At 71.4% G+C, this 16,621-nt stretch carries 17 protein-coding genes and 1 pseudogene; 6 read left to right on the forward strand and 12 right to left on the reverse strand.

Annotated elements, in window-relative coordinates:
• Window positions 1-62: 62 nt before the first annotated feature.
• Window positions 63-983, reverse strand: coding sequence for an AEC family transporter (locus tag ACIRQH_RS27825; RefSeq protein ID WP_404227349.1), 921 nt, complete (start codon window positions 981-983; stop codon window positions 63-65).
• Window positions 984-1,150: 167 nt separating this feature from the next.
• Between ACIRQH_RS27825 and ACIRQH_RS27830 the strand changes: the two are divergent.
• Window positions 1,151-1,390: pseudogene (locus tag ACIRQH_RS27830) on the forward strand (STAS domain-containing protein); the annotation flags it as partial.
• A gap of 39 nt (window positions 1,391-1,429) precedes the next feature.
• Here the strand turns inward: ACIRQH_RS27830 and ACIRQH_RS27835 are convergent.
• Window positions 1,430-2,503 carry a sigma-70 family RNA polymerase sigma factor gene (locus ACIRQH_RS27835; protein WP_388869386.1) on the reverse strand — a complete coding sequence of 358 codons (1,074 nt, stop codon included), beginning with the start codon at window positions 2,501-2,503 and terminating at the stop codon, window positions 1,430-1,432.
• Window positions 2,504-2,711: 208 nt separating this feature from the next.
• Entirely contained in the window at window positions 2,712-3,992 is a 1,281-nt protein-coding gene (locus ACIRQH_RS27840; RefSeq protein ID WP_388869388.1) for an MFS transporter, read from the reverse strand.
• A gap of 62 nt (window positions 3,993-4,054) precedes the next feature.
• Here ACIRQH_RS27840 and ACIRQH_RS27845 point away from each other — a divergent pair, with 62 nt between their 5' ends.
• Window positions 4,055-5,017, forward strand: a complete 963-nt coding sequence (locus ACIRQH_RS27845; protein ID WP_358816541.1) for a LysR substrate-binding domain-containing protein — start codon at window positions 4,055-4,057, stop codon at window positions 5,015-5,017.
• A gap of 7 nt (window positions 5,018-5,024) precedes the next feature.
• Here ACIRQH_RS27845 and ACIRQH_RS27850 read toward each other — a convergent pair whose 3' ends face one another.
• Window positions 5,025-5,786 (reverse strand): alpha/beta hydrolase, encoded by a 762-nt coding sequence (locus ACIRQH_RS27850; RefSeq protein WP_358816542.1) that lies wholly within the window; start codon window positions 5,784-5,786, stop codon window positions 5,025-5,027.
• Window positions 5,787-5,899: 113 nt separating this feature from the next.
• Here ACIRQH_RS27850 and ACIRQH_RS27855 point away from each other — a divergent pair, with 113 nt between their 5' ends.
• Window positions 5,900-7,054: an adenosine deaminase gene (locus tag ACIRQH_RS27855; RefSeq protein WP_358816543.1), complete on the forward strand. Its 1,155-nt coding sequence runs from the start codon at window positions 5,900-5,902 to the stop codon at window positions 7,052-7,054.
• Window positions 7,055-7,189: 135 nt separating this feature from the next.
• A complete protein-coding gene (locus tag ACIRQH_RS27860) occupies window positions 7,190-7,543 on the forward strand; it encodes an ATP-binding protein (RefSeq protein WP_164369414.1) in 354 nt (117 codons plus the stop codon).
• Window positions 7,544-7,674: 131 nt separating this feature from the next.
• Here ACIRQH_RS27860 and ACIRQH_RS27865 read toward each other — a convergent pair whose 3' ends face one another.
• From ACIRQH_RS27865 to afsQ1, 5 genes are all read right to left on the reverse strand, one after another.
• Window positions 7,675-7,878, reverse strand: a complete 204-nt coding sequence (locus ACIRQH_RS27865; protein ID WP_081219053.1) for a PspC domain-containing protein — start codon at window positions 7,876-7,878, stop codon at window positions 7,675-7,677.
• A 112-nt stretch (window positions 7,879-7,990) separates the two neighbouring features.
• On the reverse strand, window positions 7,991-8,542 hold the full coding sequence (locus ACIRQH_RS27870) for a VanZ family protein (RefSeq protein WP_358816544.1): 552 nt from the start codon (window positions 8,540-8,542) through the stop codon (window positions 7,991-7,993).
• Window positions 8,543-8,606: 64 nt separating this feature from the next.
• Entirely contained in the window at window positions 8,607-9,278 is a 672-nt protein-coding gene (locus ACIRQH_RS27875; RefSeq protein WP_358816545.1) for a hypothetical protein, read from the reverse strand.
• Complete coding sequence (locus ACIRQH_RS27880) at window positions 9,275-10,858, reverse strand: ATP-binding protein (protein ID WP_388869391.1); 1,584 nt, start codon at window positions 10,856-10,858, stop codon at window positions 9,275-9,277. Before ACIRQH_RS27880 ends, ACIRQH_RS27875 begins: the two co-directional genes overlap by 4 nt.
• On the reverse strand, window positions 10,855-11,532 hold the full coding sequence (afsQ1, locus tag ACIRQH_RS27885) for a two-component system response regulator AfsQ1 (RefSeq protein WP_037625670.1): 678 nt from the start codon (window positions 11,530-11,532) through the stop codon (window positions 10,855-10,857). Before afsQ1 ends, ACIRQH_RS27880 begins: the two co-directional genes overlap by 4 nt.
• Window positions 11,533-11,827: 295 nt before the next feature.
• On the opposite strand from afsQ1, the gene ACIRQH_RS27890 reads away from it, so the two are divergent.
• On the forward strand, window positions 11,828-12,607 hold the full coding sequence (locus ACIRQH_RS27890) for a SigE family RNA polymerase sigma factor (protein WP_164369416.1): 780 nt from the start codon (window positions 11,828-11,830) through the stop codon (window positions 12,605-12,607).
• A gap of 165 nt (window positions 12,608-12,772) precedes the next feature.
• On the opposite strand, the gene ACIRQH_RS27895 is transcribed toward ACIRQH_RS27890, so the two are convergent.
• Window positions 12,773-13,411 carry a uridine kinase gene (locus ACIRQH_RS27895; RefSeq protein WP_388869395.1) on the reverse strand — a complete coding sequence of 213 codons (639 nt, stop codon included), beginning with the start codon at window positions 13,409-13,411 and terminating at the stop codon, window positions 12,773-12,775.
• A gap of 259 nt (window positions 13,412-13,670) precedes the next feature.
• On the opposite strand from ACIRQH_RS27895, the gene ACIRQH_RS27900 reads away from it, so the two are divergent.
• Window positions 13,671-14,078: a hypothetical protein gene (locus ACIRQH_RS27900; RefSeq protein ID WP_358816548.1), complete on the forward strand. Its 408-nt coding sequence runs from the start codon at window positions 13,671-13,673 to the stop codon at window positions 14,076-14,078.
• A 176-nt stretch (window positions 14,079-14,254) separates the two neighbouring features.
• On the opposite strand, the gene ACIRQH_RS27905 is transcribed toward ACIRQH_RS27900, so the two are convergent.
• Both ACIRQH_RS27905 and ACIRQH_RS27910 read right to left on the reverse strand, forming a co-directional pair.
• On the reverse strand, window positions 14,255-15,160 hold the full coding sequence (locus tag ACIRQH_RS27905) for an aldehyde dehydrogenase family protein (RefSeq protein ID WP_358816549.1): 906 nt from the start codon (window positions 15,158-15,160) through the stop codon (window positions 14,255-14,257).
• Window positions 15,161-16,618, reverse strand: coding sequence for an aldehyde dehydrogenase family protein (locus tag ACIRQH_RS27910; protein WP_358816550.1), 1,458 nt, complete (start codon window positions 16,616-16,618; stop codon window positions 15,161-15,163). It lies immediately after the preceding gene.
• Window positions 16,619-16,621 lie beyond the last annotated feature (3 nt).

Genomic DNA, 16,621 nt, shown 5'->3' on the forward strand with positions numbered 1-16,621 from the left:
GCTGTCGAACGGGACCTGCGGACCTCCGCCGGTCCCGTTCGGCATGCCGCAGCCGGTGACGCTCACCCCAGCAACGCCGCCACCACCACGAGCACCGGCACGGCCGCGACCGTGGAGAGCAGTACCGACTCGCGGGCCAGAGTCTCGCCGACCCGGTAGCGCGAGGCGTACGTGAACAGGTTCTGCGCGGCGGGCAGTGCCGAGGTGACCACCACGTCGAGCAGCGGGGCGCCGCGCAGCCCGAACACGCCGACGGCCAGCGCCCACGCGGCCAGCGGCTGGCCCACCGCCTTCAGCGCCACGGACAGCAGCACGGGGGACCGGTCGGCGCCACGGCCCGGCAGGCTGCTGCCGCACAGCGAGATCCCGAACGCCAGCAGCACGGCGGGCACCGACATCCCGCCGATCAGCTGCAACGGATCGAGAACCGGCCCAGGCACCCGCAGGCCGGTCGCCGACACCACGACACCGCTCAGCGAGCCGACCGCGATGGGGTTGCGCAGCGGAGTGATCAACCTCCGCCACAGCGGCCCCTTGTCGCCCTCCCCGGACAGGTCGAGCACGGTCAGCGCGATCGGCGTCACCATGATCTGCTGGAACAGCAGCACGGGCGCCACCAGCGAGACGTCGCCCAGCACGTACACGGCGATCGGGATACCGAGATTGCCGGAGTTGACGTAGCTGGAGCAGAGCGCGCCGATCGTCGTCCGGCCGAGGCCCCAACGGCGTACGACCCCCACCGCGACGAACACCCCGGCCGCCGCGACGGTGCTCATCGCCGTCACCAGCAGCCGGCCGGAGAAGACGACCGACAGGTCGGCCTGCGCGAGCGTCGTGAACAGCAGCGCGGGCGAGGCCACATGGAAGGCGAGCTTCGTCAGCACCTCCCGGCCGTTGTCCCCGAGATAACCGCGCCGCCCGATCACGTACCCGACGCCGATGACCACGGCGATCACGGCGAAGCCCGTCAACACCCCCTGCACGGCGCCTCCTCTGCGGGGAGGAGGCCGTCGGGTATCGCGGGAGGCACCGGTTCGTGGGACATACACCCAACCCAATGGGGAAGGCTGAGCGCAGGTCAATGTGATCTGCGCGGGGCGCACCGGAGTGCGGTCGCCGCGGGGCGCCGGGACGCGCCGTCCCGCCCGCGATGAGTTCCGAGCCCCCGGACGGTCTACTGACTGTGGATTCCGCGACACCCGCCGTACTCGTGCTGCCAGGACTCGTCACCCGCGACGAGGTGCCCCGGCTCTGCGACGACGTCCGCGCCCGCCTGGAGGCGGCCGGGGGCGGCGTCGTGGTCTGCGATGTCGCCGGCCTCGGACCGCCGGGCCTCGCCGCCGTCGACGCGCTGGCCCGGCTGGAACTCACGGCCCGGCGGGCCGGGGGCCGGATACGGCTGAAGGACCCCGACCCCGCCCTGCGCGCCCTACTCGACCTGGTCGGCCTCCGCTTCGACACCTCCACCGGCGCGACCCCGCACTCCGGAGGCCGCGAGTGCCGCGACCTCCTCGGGTCCGTCCAGGTGAGGGGGGAGCCCGAACAGCGGGAACCAGCGCGCGGTGTCGAGGAAGCAGTGGAACCCGGTGATGCGGCCCTTTGAGATCTCCAGCGCCTGCACCGCCCAGGGGACGTAGCCGCCGGCTTCCTCGTCCGGCTTGTAGTGGGCGAAGCCCGGCAGGCCGTTCACCTCGACCGGGATCAGCCGCGAGTTCGCGCAGGCGGCGCCGAGCGTCGTCATGAAGCCGGTGATGTCCGACGTGCCGCGCAGCCACAGGTCGAACGGCGGCATCGTCATGATCGCGTCCTCGTGGAGGAGCGCCGTCAGCGCCGTCATGTCATAGCCCTCGAACGCCGCCACATAGCGCTCCAGGAGCTTCTGCTGCTCCTCGTCGAGCGGGTCGGAGGTGACGGCGTCCGCGCCCTCCCCCTCGCTCTCGGCAAGGGTGGCGCGGGCCCGCTGGAGCGCGCTGTTGACCGACGCGACCGTCGTGCCGAGCAGCTCTGCGACCTCGCTCGCCCTCCACGCGAGGACCTCGCGCAGGATGAGCACGGCCCGCTGCTTGGGCGGGAGCTGCTGGAGCGCCGCCATGAAGGCGAGGCGCACCGACTCCTTGGCGACCGCGGCCTCCGCCGGGTCACCGGTCGTGGGCAGCACACGGGCGTCGGGCATCGGCTCCAGCCAGGTGTTGTCCGGGCGGGGGGTGAGCGCCGCCTGGGCGAGCGGTGACGGGGCCGTGAGATCCATCGGGCGCGCTCTGCGGTTGCCCGCGTTGAGCATGTCCAGGCAGACGTTCGTCGCGATGCGGTACAGCCAGGACCGCATCGAGGAGCGGCCCTCGAACTTGTCGTAACTGCGCCAGGCGCGGACCATCGTGTCCTGCACCGCGTCCTCGGCCTCGAAGGAGGAGCCGAGCATCCGGTAGCAGTATCCGGTCAGTTCGACCCGGTGCTTCTCCAGCCGGACGTCCAGGTCTGCCGTCGTCGCCGTGCCCTCGCTCATAGCCAACCCACCCCTGTGGCCTGTTTCCCGTCCCGCGCGTCGTTGCGCCGGCACTTCGGAAGCTACCGCAGCCCACTGACAATGGCGTGCGGAGCGGGGAAACCCGCAGCTCGAAGGGGTGGTGCCGGAGACCGATTTCCGGCGTCGGCGAGCGCGAAACGGCGCGCGGCGGGCCATCGGTGCGCGGGAGCCGGAGCGCGGCGTGCCCTCAGTGGGCGAGCGCGGGCGCCCGGCGGCCCGCGGCGCGTGCCGCGTGCGAGCCGGCCAGGGTGATCGAGACGACCCCGGACACCGCGAGCAGCCCCATGACGACCGTGCCCGCCCAGCCCCCTGCGTGGAAGGCGATCGCGCCGAGCGTGCTGCCCGCGCTGGAGCCGATGTAGTAGGCGGACTGGTAGAGGGCCGACGCCTGCGCCCGACCGTGCTGCGCGGTGTGGCTCACCGACGAGGAGGCGACCGCGTGGCCCGCGAAGAAGCCCGCCGTGATCAGCACGAGGCCCAGCAGGACCAGGACCAGCGAGTCCCCGAGGGAGAGCAGCAGCCCGGCCGTCGTGGTCCCGCCCGCCAGGTACAGGGAGCCGCGGCGGCCGACCCGGCCGACCAGGCGGCCCGCCGTCGACGCGGACACCGTGCCGACCAGGTACACCAGGAAGATCGAACCGACGATGCCCTGGGGGAGCGAGAAGGGTGCCTCGCTCAGGCGGTAGCCGATGACCGTGTAGACCCCGCCGAACACCGTCATGAACAGCGCGCCGATCGCGTACAGCCGGCGCAGCAGCGGGTTCGCGAGGTGGTCGCGCACGGTGCGGGCCAGCACCCGGGGCCGCAGCGAACCCTGCGCGAAGTGCCGGGGCGCGGGCAGCAGCATCCGGAAGGCGACCGCGCAGGCCACGGCGATCAGCCCGATCACGCCGACGGCCACCCGCCAGCCCCACTCCTGGGCGACCCAGCCGGTGATCACCCGGCCGCTCATGCCGCCGACGCTGTTGCCCGCGACGAACAGGCCGATCGCGGTGATCAGTGCCTTGGGGCGGACCTCCTCCGCGAGATACGCCGTCGCCGACGCCGGGAGACCAGCGAGGGCCGCGCCCTGCACGGCCCGCAGCGCCACCAGCGCGCCGATCGACGGTGCGAAGGGCACGAGGAGACCGACGGTCACCGCCACCGCCAGGGACGCCGTCATCAACGTACGTCGTCCGAAGCGCTCCGACAGGGCGCTCATCGGGAGGACGAACAGGGCCAGTCCGCCGGTCGCCGCCGACACCGTCCAGCTCGCCTCGCTCGCGCTCACCGCGAAGTCCGCGGAGACGAGCGGGAGGAGGGCCTGCGTGGAGTAGAGGAGCGCGAAGGTCGCGACACCCGCGAGGAAGAGCGCGAGGCTCATCCGGCGGTAGCCGGGCCCGCCGGGGGCCATACGGGAGTCGGTGGTGTCGGGGGCGGGCGAGGTGGCGGCCACCGTGGTGGACGCCCCGGTACTGGCGGAAGGCATGCCTCGAACCTAAGGACCCGTCGTTCATCCGTCCAATGCATGGAATCGTCATAATCGTTCCCATGGCGCATCAGCAGAGGTCAGAGGCTCACCTGTCACCGTTCAGTGACACAGAAGACATCGGAAGCATGGCCGCCGTGCTCGCCCCGCGGCTCGCGCATTTCGCCGGCGTCGCCCGCACCGAGCACGTCACCCGCGCCGCGCAGGAGATGCAGGTCCCCCAGTCCACGCTCTCCCGGTCGCTGGTCCGGCTCGAACAGGACCTGGGTGTCGACCTGTTCGCGCGCCGCGGCCGGACGCTGTCGCTGACCCCCGCGGGCCGCACCTTCCTGTCCTCCGTGGAGCGCGCCCTCGCGGAGATCGAACGCGCCGCCGACGAGGTCCGCGCGGACGCCGACCCGGCGACCGGCAAGGTCGCCTTCGGTTTCCTGCACACCATGGGCTCCGAGACCGTCCCCGGCCTGATCCGGGCCTTCCGCGCCGACCATCCGCGGGTGCGCTTCAGCCTCGTGCAGAACTACGGGGAGGCGATGCTGGAGCGGCTGCGCTCCGGCGAACTGGACCTCTGCCTCACCTCGCCGGTGCCGGACGCGCCCGACCTGGTGGGCCGCCGTCTCGACGAGCAGAAGCTGCGGCTCGTCGTACCGGCCGACCATCCGCTCGCCGCCCGCAAGCGCGTCCGCCTCGCCGAGGCCGCCGATGAGAGCTTCGTGACCCTGGAACCCGGCTACGGGATGCGCCGGATCACCGACGACCTCTGCCAGGAGGCCGGGTTCCGGCCGCGCATCGCCTTCGAGGGGGAGGAGGCGGAGACGCTCCGCGGCCTCGTCGCCGCCGGCCTCGGTGTCGCCCTGCTGCCGCCACCGGCCGTCGCCCGCCCGGGAGTTGTCGAACTCACGGTCACCGCCCCGCGGGCCGTCCGCGAGATCGGCGTCGCCTGGCTCGACGGGCACCCGGACACCCCGCCGGTGGCCGCGTTCAAGAAGTTCCTGCTGTCCCGCCGGGGCCGCCTGCTGCCCGACTGACCCTGCCCTAGCGGCGCAGCGACTGTCCGAAGCCGGCCGCGAGCGGCATTCGCAGGCCCAGCGGCGGCGGCGCGGCGAACGCGTCCTCGACGGGCCGTGAGAACGAGTGGCCGAACAGCGACCCCAGCACGAAGTCCTCGGCCAGGGAGAGGACTTCGTGCCGGTGCTGGTGCAGCGCGTGCCCGTCCGAGTGGACCTCGAAGCGGCAGATGTCGCGGTTGGCCTTCTTCGCGCGCGCCGCGAGCCGGAAGGACAACTCCGGGTCGGTGCGCTCGTCGTTGGTGCCGTGCACGATCAGCACCCGGCGGCCGACCAGTTGTTTCACCGGTTCGGGTGGTGCGGCGACATCCTCCTCGGGCAGCCAGGGGGCCAGTGCCAGCACGGAGTTGACGGCGGTGTGCCCGCCCGCGCGCAGAGCGGCCCGGGCGCCCATGTCGATGCCGGCCAGGCATACGGGGACGTCCCCGTAGCGGCGGACGACCTCGTCCGCGGCCCAGGACGCGTCGCCCGCCAGATGGGCCTCGCTGCCGTTCCAGCCGCGGAGCCGGTAGTGCACCACGTGCGTGACCAGGCCTTCCGTCCGTCCGGAGCGGGCCAGCCTGCGGCCCAGCGCACGGACGGAGGCGGCCGCCATCATGGGGGAGGGTCTGCGGGCCGAGGTCTCCTCGCCGCCCGGCAGCAGCAGAACAACTCCGCTGACCGCCGTCGGCTCCGGGCCGAGCGCCCTCCCCAGCCGGGCCATGCGAACCGGCGTCGCTTGCTGTGCCATGACAGAACAGTGTCAGAAGCATCGGTGTACGCCACCCGTCCGCACGGTCACCGTTACGTATCGACGGATCTGTGCGACAGGAGTTCTACGCGCGTAGGGGCTACAGTGCGAAAATGACGAGCCAGATCCGGAACACCCCGAGCTCGGAACAGATCCGCCGGGCGCCCAAGGTCCTGCTGCACGATCATCTCGACGGGGGCCTGCGCCCCGGGACGATCGTCGAACTCGCCCAGGAATCGGGCTACTCGAACCTTCCCGAGACCGATGCCGACAAGCTCGGCCTCTGGTTCCGCGAGGCCGCCGACTCCGGTTCGCTGGAGCGGTACCTGGAGACCTTCGCCCACACCTGCGCCGTCATGCAGACCCGCGACGCGCTGGTGCGCGTGGCCCGCGAGTGCGCCGAGGACCTCGCCGAGGACGGCGTCGTGTACGCCGAGGTGCGGTATGCGCCCGAGCAGCACCTGGAGGGCGGGCTCAGCCTCGAAGAGGTCGTCGAGGCGGTCAACGAGGGCTTCCGGGAAGGGGAGCGGCTGGCCCGGGAGAACGGCCGCCGCATCAGGGTCGGCGCGCTGCTCACCGCGATGCGGCACGCGGCCCGCGCCCTGGAGATCGCCGAACTCGCCAACCGCTACCGCGATCTGGGCGTCGTCGGCTTCGACATCGCGGGCGCCGAGGCCGGGTTCCCGCCCACCCGGCACCTGGACGCCTTCGAGTACCTCAAGCGCGAGAACAACCACTTCACGATCCACGCCGGTGAGGCGTTCGGGCTGCCGTCCATCTGGCAGGCACTCCAGTGGTGCGGCGCCGACCGGCTCGGCCACGGCGTGCGCATCATCGACGACATCAAGGTGCGCGAGGACGGCTCCGTGGAACTCGGGCGTCTCGCCTCCTACGTCCGGGACAAGCGCATCCCGTTGGAGCTCTGCCCGAGCTCCAACCTCCAGACCGGCGCCGCCGACTCGTACGCCGAGCACCCGATCGGGCTGCTGCGGCGGCTGCACTTCCGGGCCACCGTCAACACGGACAACAGGCTGATGTCCGGGACGAGCATGAGCCGGGAATTCGAGCACCTTGTCGAAGCGTTCGGTTATTCGCTCGATGACATGCAGTGGTTCTCGGTCAATGCTATGAAGTCAGCATTCATTCCTTTCGATGAACGACTTGCCATGATCAATGACGTGATCAAGCCCGGATATGCAGAACTCAAGTCCGAATGGCTGTTCCAGCAGACCGCCTCGACCAGCGGTTCTCTCGGAGATCAGGCCTGATCGGAGCGGATGGAAAGCGGCCGGGTCTTCACTTCTTCTCCATGACTCGGCCGCTTTTCGATGTTTGCGGACGGCGGGTTTGCGTGTTTACGGTTCTGGACCGCTCACATCCCCGTCTCCAAGGACGCATCCAACATGAAGCAGTCTGCTGCCAAGACCCTCGGTGTCGCCGCTCTCGGTGCCGCATTCGCCGCCGCCGGCGCGGGTGCCGCGAATGCCGCCCCGGCCGTGCCGGACGCCTCCTCGGCGCTGGACACCGTCACCCGGACGCTGCCCGCCGAGAACGTCGCCAAGGCGCTGCCCGGTGCCGGTGAGGCGCTCGCCCAGGGTCAGAACGCGCTCGGCGCGGGTGTCGCCGCCGCGCAGCCCGCCGCCGCGCGACTGCTCGCCGACGGGCCCGCCGCGCCCGTGGCCGGACTGCTCGGTGGCCTGCCGGTGCAGGGCCTGCCCACGCACGGCCTGCCGGTGAACGGGATTCCGCTGGGCTGACGCCCCCCGGCAGATCAGACCCCCTTCCCCGCCGACCCGGGGTCTTTCTGCTGCGCGAACGCCGGTGGGGCGCACCCGACGAGGGTGCGCCCCACCGGCGTTCGCCGTACGCGGGCCGGGTGTCGGCCGGGTCACCAGGCGGTGCGGGAGGCCTTGTCCTCGGAGGGGAAGAGGATCCACAGCGCGATGTAGAGCAGGAACTGCGGGCCGGGGAGCAGGCAGGACACCACGAAGATGACGCGCATCGTGGTCGCGGAGGTGCCGAAGCGCCGTGCCAGCGCAGCACAGACTCCGCCGATCATGCGGCCGTTCGTGGGGCGGGCGAGGGCGGTCATGGTGGCTCCTTCGCGAACCGTCGTGGAGTCCCGGCGGGCCGGGCTCCGTCGTCATCGGCGCGTTCACCGACGACTTCCACGGTACGGGGACGAAGGGGGGCGAAGCGTCGCTCTACGGAGCGATGCCGACCCTGGGAATCGTCGGGGTCAGACCCTGAGCGGGGTCCTCCCGGAGGACGGTCGACCGGTGCCGCGTCTCCGCCCGGCGACGGATCCCGGCGCGCACGGCGGGTACGACCGCGAGGTGCGCGAGGGCCACCCCGAGGGTGTTCAGCAGGATCGAGTCGATGTCGACGACCTGGCCGGGGACCCCGGTCTGCAGCAGCTCTATGCCCAGCGACAGCAAGGTGCCCGCGGCGATCGTCCGCAGCAGCGAACCCAGCGTGGAGACCGCGAGCCTGCCGCCCGTCAGCGGAAGCAGCACCCCCAGCGGGGCGAGCAGTCCGAGCCCCGCGGCGATCCGGCGCACCGCCGTCTCCGGGTCCAGTGAGAGGTCGGCTCTGATACCCGCGAACGGCCGCAGATTGGCGGCACTCACCCAGGGGACGTCCAGCGGGCGCAGAGTGATCCAGGCGACGAGGGCGAGGTGTGCGACGAGGAGGACACCTCCTGCCACACGGACGCGGGTGACGGCATTTCCGCCGTCTGAACCAAGACGCTGCACGCCCCCCAAGACGCGGGGTCCGGCACGATCGGTTCCGGAGCCGGGATTTTCACCCCGGCCCGCCTCACGAGCCCTCGACCGCAATCGACCCCGGGGACGCGGTGCCCGGCGAGGAACGCACCTCGGGCGTGCAGGTGTACGTGCGTAGCGCGCCGGGTGCCGGACCGCCCAGGACGACGGTGCCGTCGTCCCGCGCCGCGGCCGAGTCGGAGAACGTGCAGACGATCTGCGCGAGGGCCGTCGGGGTGAGGTCCGCGGGAGAGGTGCTCAGCCGCAGTGTGTCCTCGGGATCCCGGCCGCGCGGCCCGCCGACCGTCATGCCGCCGCGTACGTCCGTCGAGTACCGCGCCTGCTGTTCCGGCGTCGACGGTGTCTCGGCGAGTTCGTCGAGCAGGCCCTGGGCCACCAGGACGCGCCGCGCCGCCTCCGCCGTGCCGCCGGGGATGCGCACCGACCGTTCCACGGTGACCAGTTGCGCCGAACAGAGCAGGAAGACCTGGACGGGCACCCCGTCCGAGGACTGGGTGGCCGCGTCCTGGCCGGACAGCGCGCAGGGAACGCGGGAGGGAGCGGGTCCGAAGTCGGTGGGGACCTGCGTGGACCGGATTCCGCACCCCGTGAGCAGCGCGGCCAGCAGCGGCAGCGCCAGCCATGGCCGCACCCGCCCCGACAGCGTCCGCCGTGCGGGGCGCCGGGCGTGGCCGTGGAGGGGCGCGGAGGCGGGGGCGGGGGTCATCCGGAGGTACCTTCCGTGCCGTTGCCGGGCGCGGGGTCCTTGGACTCGTCCGGGCCGTCCTCGAGGAGCTGCGACGTGTCGTGGGGCAGCCGCAGCGTGAAAACGGCCCCGCCCTCGGGGGAGTTCGCGGCGGTGATCCCACCGCCGTGGATGTGCGCGTTCTCCAGCGCGATGGACAGACCGAGCCCGCTGCCCTCGGAACGCGGCCGGGACGCGCTGGCCTTGTAGAACCGGTCGAAGACATGCGGCAGGACGTCCTCGGGGATGCCCGGGCCGTGGTCCCGCACCGCGATGACCAGGTGTTCGCCCTCCACCCGTACCGCGACCCGGACCGGTGAGCCGCCGTGCTTGAGCGCGTTGCCGATCAGGTTCGCGAGGATCACGTCGAGGCGGCGCGGGTCGACCCGGGCCATGATGCCGCGCTCGGCGTCCAGTTCGACGGCGTCCAGCCAGGCCCGCGCGTCGATGCACGCGGTGATCTGGTCGGCGATGTCCACGTAGTCCAGGACGAGCCGGGCGGTGCCCGCGTCGAAGCGGGTCACCTCCATGAGGTTCTCCACGAGGTCGCCGAGGCGCCGGGTCTCGCTGACGACCAGCCGGACGGCCGGCTCGATCATCGGGTCCACGCTGCCGGTCTCCGCGTCCAGTTCCTCTTCGAGGATCTCCGTCACGGCGGTGATCGCCGTGAGCGGGGTCCGCAGTTCGTGGGACATGTCGGCGACGAAGCGCCGGGACGCCTCGTCGCGCGCGCTCATGTCCGCCACGCGTTTCTCCAGCGCTTCCGCCGTGTGGTTGAACGTCCGTGACAGATCGGCGAGTTCGTCCGTTCCGGAGACCCGCAGCCTGGTGTCCAGCTTGCCCTCGCCGAGCCGGCGGGCCGCGATGCCCAGCCGGTGCACCGGCTTGAGGACCGTGGTCGCGGCGGCCTGGGCGAGCAGCGCCGAGCCGATCAGGGCCAGCCCCGTCGCGATCCCCAGCGACCAGGCCAGCGAGTTGAGGTCCTTCGCCTCCGGCTCCAGCGACTTGAGCATGTAGCCGGTCGTGGTGCCGCCGATCACCCGCGCGCCGCCGACCAGGTACGGCTTGTCGTGGTCCGTGATCCGCTGCCAGTACAGGTGGTACGCCGACTTGTTGTTCGAGGAGAGCGACTGCTTCTTGTCCACCGCCTTCTGGAGGGACGCGGGTACGTCCTCCAGGGTGAAGGTGTCCAGCTCGGAGTTGCCGACGATCGTCTTCCCGGTCTCGTCCTCGGCGACCAGCAGCACACTGAACCGCTGGCTGCTGTTCGCCATCTGCACGGCCGTGCGCTGGAGTTCGTCCGGCGCGGGGTGCACGGGCAGCATGCTCGCGTGGTTGCGCATCTCCTGCTGGAAGTCACGCAGCACGGCGTCCTGCGTACGCGTCAGGACGGCCTCGCGGTTCAGCCAGTACGCGATACCGGACGCCGAGACCGCGGCGGTGAGCGCCACGAGCCCGAACACCACGACCAGGCGCAGCCGCAGACTGGTGAAGCGCAGGCCGGACAGGAGTGCCCTGCGAGCCGCGGCCCAGCCGCGGAGCTTGTCGTGCGGTTTCGTCACTGAGGATTGTCCAGCCGGTAGCCGACGCCCCGCACGGTACGGATCAGGGTGGGCGACGAGGGCACGTCCTCCACCTTGGCGCGCAGCCGCTGCACACAGGCGTCGACCAGCCGCGAGTCGCCCAGATAGTCGTGCTCCCACACCAGCCGCAGCAACTGCTGGCGGGACAGCGCCTGTCCGGGCCTGCGGCTCAGCTCCAGGAGCAACCGCAGCTCGGTGGGCGTCAGTTGCAGGTCCTCACCGTTCTTCGTGACCGTCATCGCGGCACGGTCGATGACCAGCGAGCCGAACGACGCCGAGTCGTTCGCCTCCCGCTCGCCACGGCGCAGCACGGCACGGATCCGGGCGTCGAGCACCCGTCCCTGCACCGGTTTGACCACGTAGTCGTCGGCGCCGGACTCCAGTCCGACCACGACGTCGATGTCGTCGCTGCGCGCGGTCAGCAGGATGATCGGCAGCTGGTCGGTGCGCCGGATGCGCCGGCACACCTCGAACCCGTCGATGCCGGGCAGCATCACATCCAGCACGATCAGGTCCGGCCGCTGCTCACGCAACAGCTTCAGACCGTCCTCGCCGGTGGCAGCGGTGGCCACACGGTGTCCCTGGCGCGTCAAAGAGAGCTCCAGGGCCGTACGGATGGCGTCGTCGTCCTCGATCAGCAACAGGGAAGGCACGGACGTCATTCTGGCCCATGTCATGGCCGGGTATCGACCGTTGGAGCGCTCCCACTCCTCTCCTCCCCGATACCTGCCCTCCGACGGCCGGGCCGACGGCACCACGGATCCGTCTGCGTAGTCGTACCGCTCTTCTCTGTGACCGGCCTGTGGTGTGCCTGCGCGGGACCCCTGTGACAGGTCTGTGACAGTCGGCGGACACGGCCATGAAGTGGCCCGGGCAAGCTTTTCGACACAAGGCAGGACGCACCACAGAACGACCGAAGCACCGGTACTCCACGACGGGGGGCGCGAGATGAACACACTGCACAGCACCATTACTGGCGCGGTTGTCACGCGGCTCCACGACGTCAACCGGGCCGCGGAGAAGTCCGGCGCCGTGATCGGGCGGGGGTGCGATCGCGGCGCCGGGCGTCAGCACACCGTGCACATGAAGGTGGTTGACGCCCGCACGGGGGAGAACACCACGGCGGCCACCGCCGTGGGCACGACCGGGGGGAAGGCTCACGGGGGAGCCGCGTACGGGGAGGTCTCGGGGGAGCGTCACTCGCTGTCGGAAGCGGAGTTCACCGCTTACGTCCAGGAGCGCCGCGCCTCCCTGTACGCAACCGCCTACCACCTGACCGGTGACCGCTTCGAGGCCGAGGACCTGCTGCAGAGCGCGCTGTTCTCGACGTACCGGGCCTGGGACCGGATCACCGACAAGGCCGCGGTCGGGGGCTACCTCCGCCGCACCATGACGAACCTGCACATCAGCGCGTGGCGCCGCCGCAAGCTGAACGAGTACCCGACCGAGGAACTGCCGGAGACGCCCGGCGACACGGACGCGATGCGCGGCACCGAACTGCGCGCCGTCCTGTGGCAGGCGCTGGCCCGGCTGCCCGAACTCCAGCGCACGATGCTGGTCCTCCGTTACTACGAGGGCCGCACCGACCCGGAGATCGCGGAGATCCTCGACATCAGTGTCGGCACGGTGAAGTCCAGCATCTGGCGCTCGCTGCGCCGGATGCGTGAGGACGAGGTCCTCAGCTTCGGCCGTGACGAGGAGGAGTCCTTCGGCGAGCTTGTCGCCTGAAGGTCTGGGGGGAGCGGTAACAGACCGGGGGAGTCGGTTCCGGGGGGAGCCGACGACGGTCGTGGGGGGATCCAACGGGGTCACGGGGGACCACGGGGGAAAACGAAGAAGGTCCAGGCGGACGGGGGGTCCGCCTGGACCTCTTTTCGTTCCTGGCCGCGGTGACTACGCCGCGGTGCGGTGCGAGGGCGCCCGGCGCCCGGCCGCGGCGGCGGTCAGCCGGCCGAGTGCTTCGGCCTTGTCGCAGGGATGCGCGCCCAGAGCCGCCTGGCGGGCCACGATGGAACGCTCCGTGCGCATCAGCCGCCAGCCCCGGCGCAGCAGGAACGGCACCGACTTGCGGCCCTCCCTGAGGTCCCGCGCGAAGCGCCGCCGGAACGTGGTCACCGCGCCCCGCGACAGGCACAGCGCGTCGGCCAGGACGCCGAGTTCGCGGCAACGCTCGACGATCTCGGCGGCGAAGATCCCCTCCGCGATGAACAGCGGGGTCCGCTCCATGCGCAGGGTCTCGGTGCCGGTCCGGGCGCTCAGCGAGATGTCGTACACGGGGATGTCCGTACGTCCCGTGCGGCACAGTTCCTCGATGGCGGCGACCGCGGTGTCGGCGTCCCAGGACAGCGGGTGGTCCCAGTCGATGTCCTCGCTGCCCTCGACCTGGGGCAGCGTCGGGTCCGTGGCTTCCTTGTAGAAGTCGTCGAGACGCAGCACCGGGAGGCCGGAGTCGGCTGCGAGAAGGGACTTCCCGGAGCCGGAGGGACCGCAGAGCAGCACCACGCGGGTGGATATCGGGGGGTGGGAACCCAATTCTCTGCACCTTCTGTGACAGGTCCGGCGGCGCCGCGCGACGGCGCGGCTCCCGGACATTATCCCCGGCGCCGGCGGCAGGGCCGACGGGTTCCGGGGTACGGCGACCGACTGGCGTAGATATGCCTGTTGACCCGCAGGGGCGAATCCGCCCCCCCGGACCGCCCGCGAGGGGAGCACCTTCAACTACTCTGCGTGTCACTTCCGTTGCTCTCCGCCAGGGAAGTCCCGCTCTCCGCTAGTCAAAGAGGAAACCCTGATGGTGCGACACGCAGCCCAGCCGACCACCCTGGCCCGCACGACCGCGCGGATCGCCGCAGCGGTCGGCGTGGTCGCTGCCGGTGCCGCCGCCGCCTCCCCGGCCGTCGCGGACTCGGCCCCCGTCGTGGACGCCCTGCGCACCCGGCCCACCTCGCTCGGCAACATCGACCCGCAGGCCGGACTGCAGGCGCTCACCGGAACGGTGGGCTATGTCACGGGCCCCGTCGAGGGACTCAAGCCCAACCCGCTGGCGGGCACGGGCGTCGACCCCCTCGACAACGGTGTGGGCACCCAGCTCGCCGACTTCAAGCCGCTGTCGTCGAAGACCCTGACGGGACCGTTGGCGCAGGCCCCGTCGATCGGCAGCATCCCGGTGCTCGGCCAGGTGACCGGGCTGCTGCACTGACCTGAGGCCGCCCGGGCAGTGTCCCGGCGGCCCGGACAGGAGAGAGCCGCGCTCCCCCCGGACGGAGGGGGAGCGCGGCTCTCCGTTGCCCGGAGCCCCAGGGACACGGATCGGGGCCCCGGCGGCGCGGGCGTCAGCTCATGGCGTCATCCCGTGGCCGTGCGGGCGGCCACGGTTCAGTACGAGGAACCCGAGACGCCCAGCGCGCCCGTCGGGTGCCAGACCGTCTTCGTCTCCAGGAAGGCCGTCAGGCGCTCGGTTCCGGGAGTGCGCGCGTAATCCACAGCCTGTGGACGGACGACCCGCTTCAGGTTGTCCGCGGCGGCGATCTCCAGCTCCTTGGCCAGTTCCTCGTCCGCTCCGGCCAGGTCGATCGCGTTGACGTCCTGGTGCGCGGCCAGCGGGGCCGCGATCTCCGCGGTCCTGCCGGACAGGATGTTCACGACACCGCCGGGCACGTCGGACGTGGCCAGCACCTCGCCCAGGGACAGCGCCGGGAGCGGGGACTTCTCGCTCGCGATCACGATCACCGTGTTGCCGGTGGCGATCACCGGGGCGATCACCGAGACCAGACCGAGGAACGACGACTCCTGCGGGGCCAGCACCGTGACGACACCGGTCGGCTCCGGGGACGACAGGTTGAAGAACGGGCCCGCCACCGGGTTCCCGCCGCCCACGACCTGGGCGATCTTGTCCGTCCAGCCCGCGTACCAGACCCACCGGTCGATCGCCGCGTCGACGACCGCGGCCGCCTTCGACTTCGACAGGCCCTCGGCCTCCGCCACCTCACGGGCGAACTGCTCCCGGCGGCCCTCCAGCATCTCCGCGACGCGGTAGAGGACCTGGCCGCGGTTGTACGCCGTGGCACCGGACCAGCCGCCGAACGCCTTGCGCGCGGCGACGACCGCGTCCCGGGCATCCTTGCGCGAGGACTGCGGCGCGTTGGCCAGCCACGTGCCCTTCGAGTCGGTCACCTCGTACACCCGGCCGCTCTCGGAACGCGGGAACTTGCCACCCACGTACAGCTTGTAGGTCTTGAACACGCTCAGACGCTGCTGCTCGGACTTCTCGACTGCGCTCATTTAACGCTCGCCCTCCTGGCTCGACGGGGCGAGGTACGCCTCCAGGCCGTGCCGGCCGCCCTCGCGGCCGTAGCCCGACTCCTTGTATCCGCCGAACGGCGAGGTGGGGTCGAACTTGTTGAACGTGTTGGCCCAGATCACACCCGCGCGCAGCTTGCTCGCGACGGCGAGGATGCGGGAGCCCTTCTCGGTCCAGATGCCCGCCGACAGGCCGTACTGCGAGTTGTTGGCCTTGGCGACCGCCTCGTCCGGGGTGCGGAACGTGAGGACGGACAGCACCGGGCCGAAGATCTCGTCGCGGGCGACGGTGTGCGCCTGCGTGACGTTCGTGAAGAGCGTCGGGGCGAACCAGTAGCCGGACGCGGGGAGTTCGCAGGCCGGGGACCAGCGCTCCGCGCCCTCGGCCTCGCCCTGCTCGACGAGCGAGGTGATCCGCGCGAGCTGCTCGGCGGAGTTGATCGCGCCGATGTCGGTGTTCTTGTCGAGCGGGTCGCCCAGGCGCAGCGTCGACAGCCGGCGCTTGAGCGAGTCGAGCAGCTCGTCGTGGATCGACTCCTGGACCAGCAGCCGCGAGCCCGCGCAGCAGACCTGGCCCTGGTTGAAGAAGATGCCGGTGACGATGCCCTCGACGGCCTGGTCGATCGGGGCGTCGTCGAAGACGATGTTCGCCCCCTTGCCGCCCAGTTCGAGCGTGACCTTCTTGTGCGAGCCCGCGACCTGCCGGGCGATCGCCTTGCCGACGGCGGTGGAACCGGTGAACGCCACCTTGTCCACGTCCGGGTGCGCGACGAGGGCCGCGCCCGCGTCGCCGTACCCGGTAAGGATGTTGACGACGCCCCTGGGCAGGCCGGCCTGGCGGCAGATGTCCGCGAAGAACAGCGCCGACAGCGGCGTGGTCTCGGCGGGCTTCAGCACCACCGTGTTGCCGGCCGCCAGCGCCGGGGCGATCTTCCACGCCAGCATCAGCAGCGGGAAGTTCCACGGGATGACCTGGCCGGCGACGCCCAGCGGGCGCGGGTTCGCGCCGAGACCGGCGTGGTCGAGCTTGTCGGCCCAGCCGGCGTAGTAGAAGAAGTGCGCGGCGACCAGGGGGAGGTCCGCGTCGCGGGTCTCCTTGATCGGCTTTCCGTTGTCCAGCGTCTCCAGGACGGCCAGCTCGCGGCTGCGCTCCTGGATGATCCGGGCGATGCGGAACAGGTACTTGGCGCGCTCGGAGCCCGGCAGCGCCGACCACTTCACGAACGCCTTGCGGGCCGCCTTCACCGCGCGGTCCACGTCCGCCTCGCCCGCCTGGGCGATCTCGGAGAGGACCTCCTCGGAGGCGGGGGAGACGGTCTTGAAGACCTTGCCCTCGGCGGCCTCGGTGAACTCACCGTCGATGAACAGGCCGTAGGACGGGGCGATGTCGACGACGGAGCGGGACTCGGGCGCCGGGGCGTATTCGAATGCGGAAGCCATGAT

Source organism: Streptomyces sp. NPDC102279 (genome assembly GCF_044766365.1).
Taxonomy (GTDB): domain Bacteria; phylum Actinomycetota; class Actinomycetes; order Streptomycetales; family Streptomycetaceae; genus Streptomyces.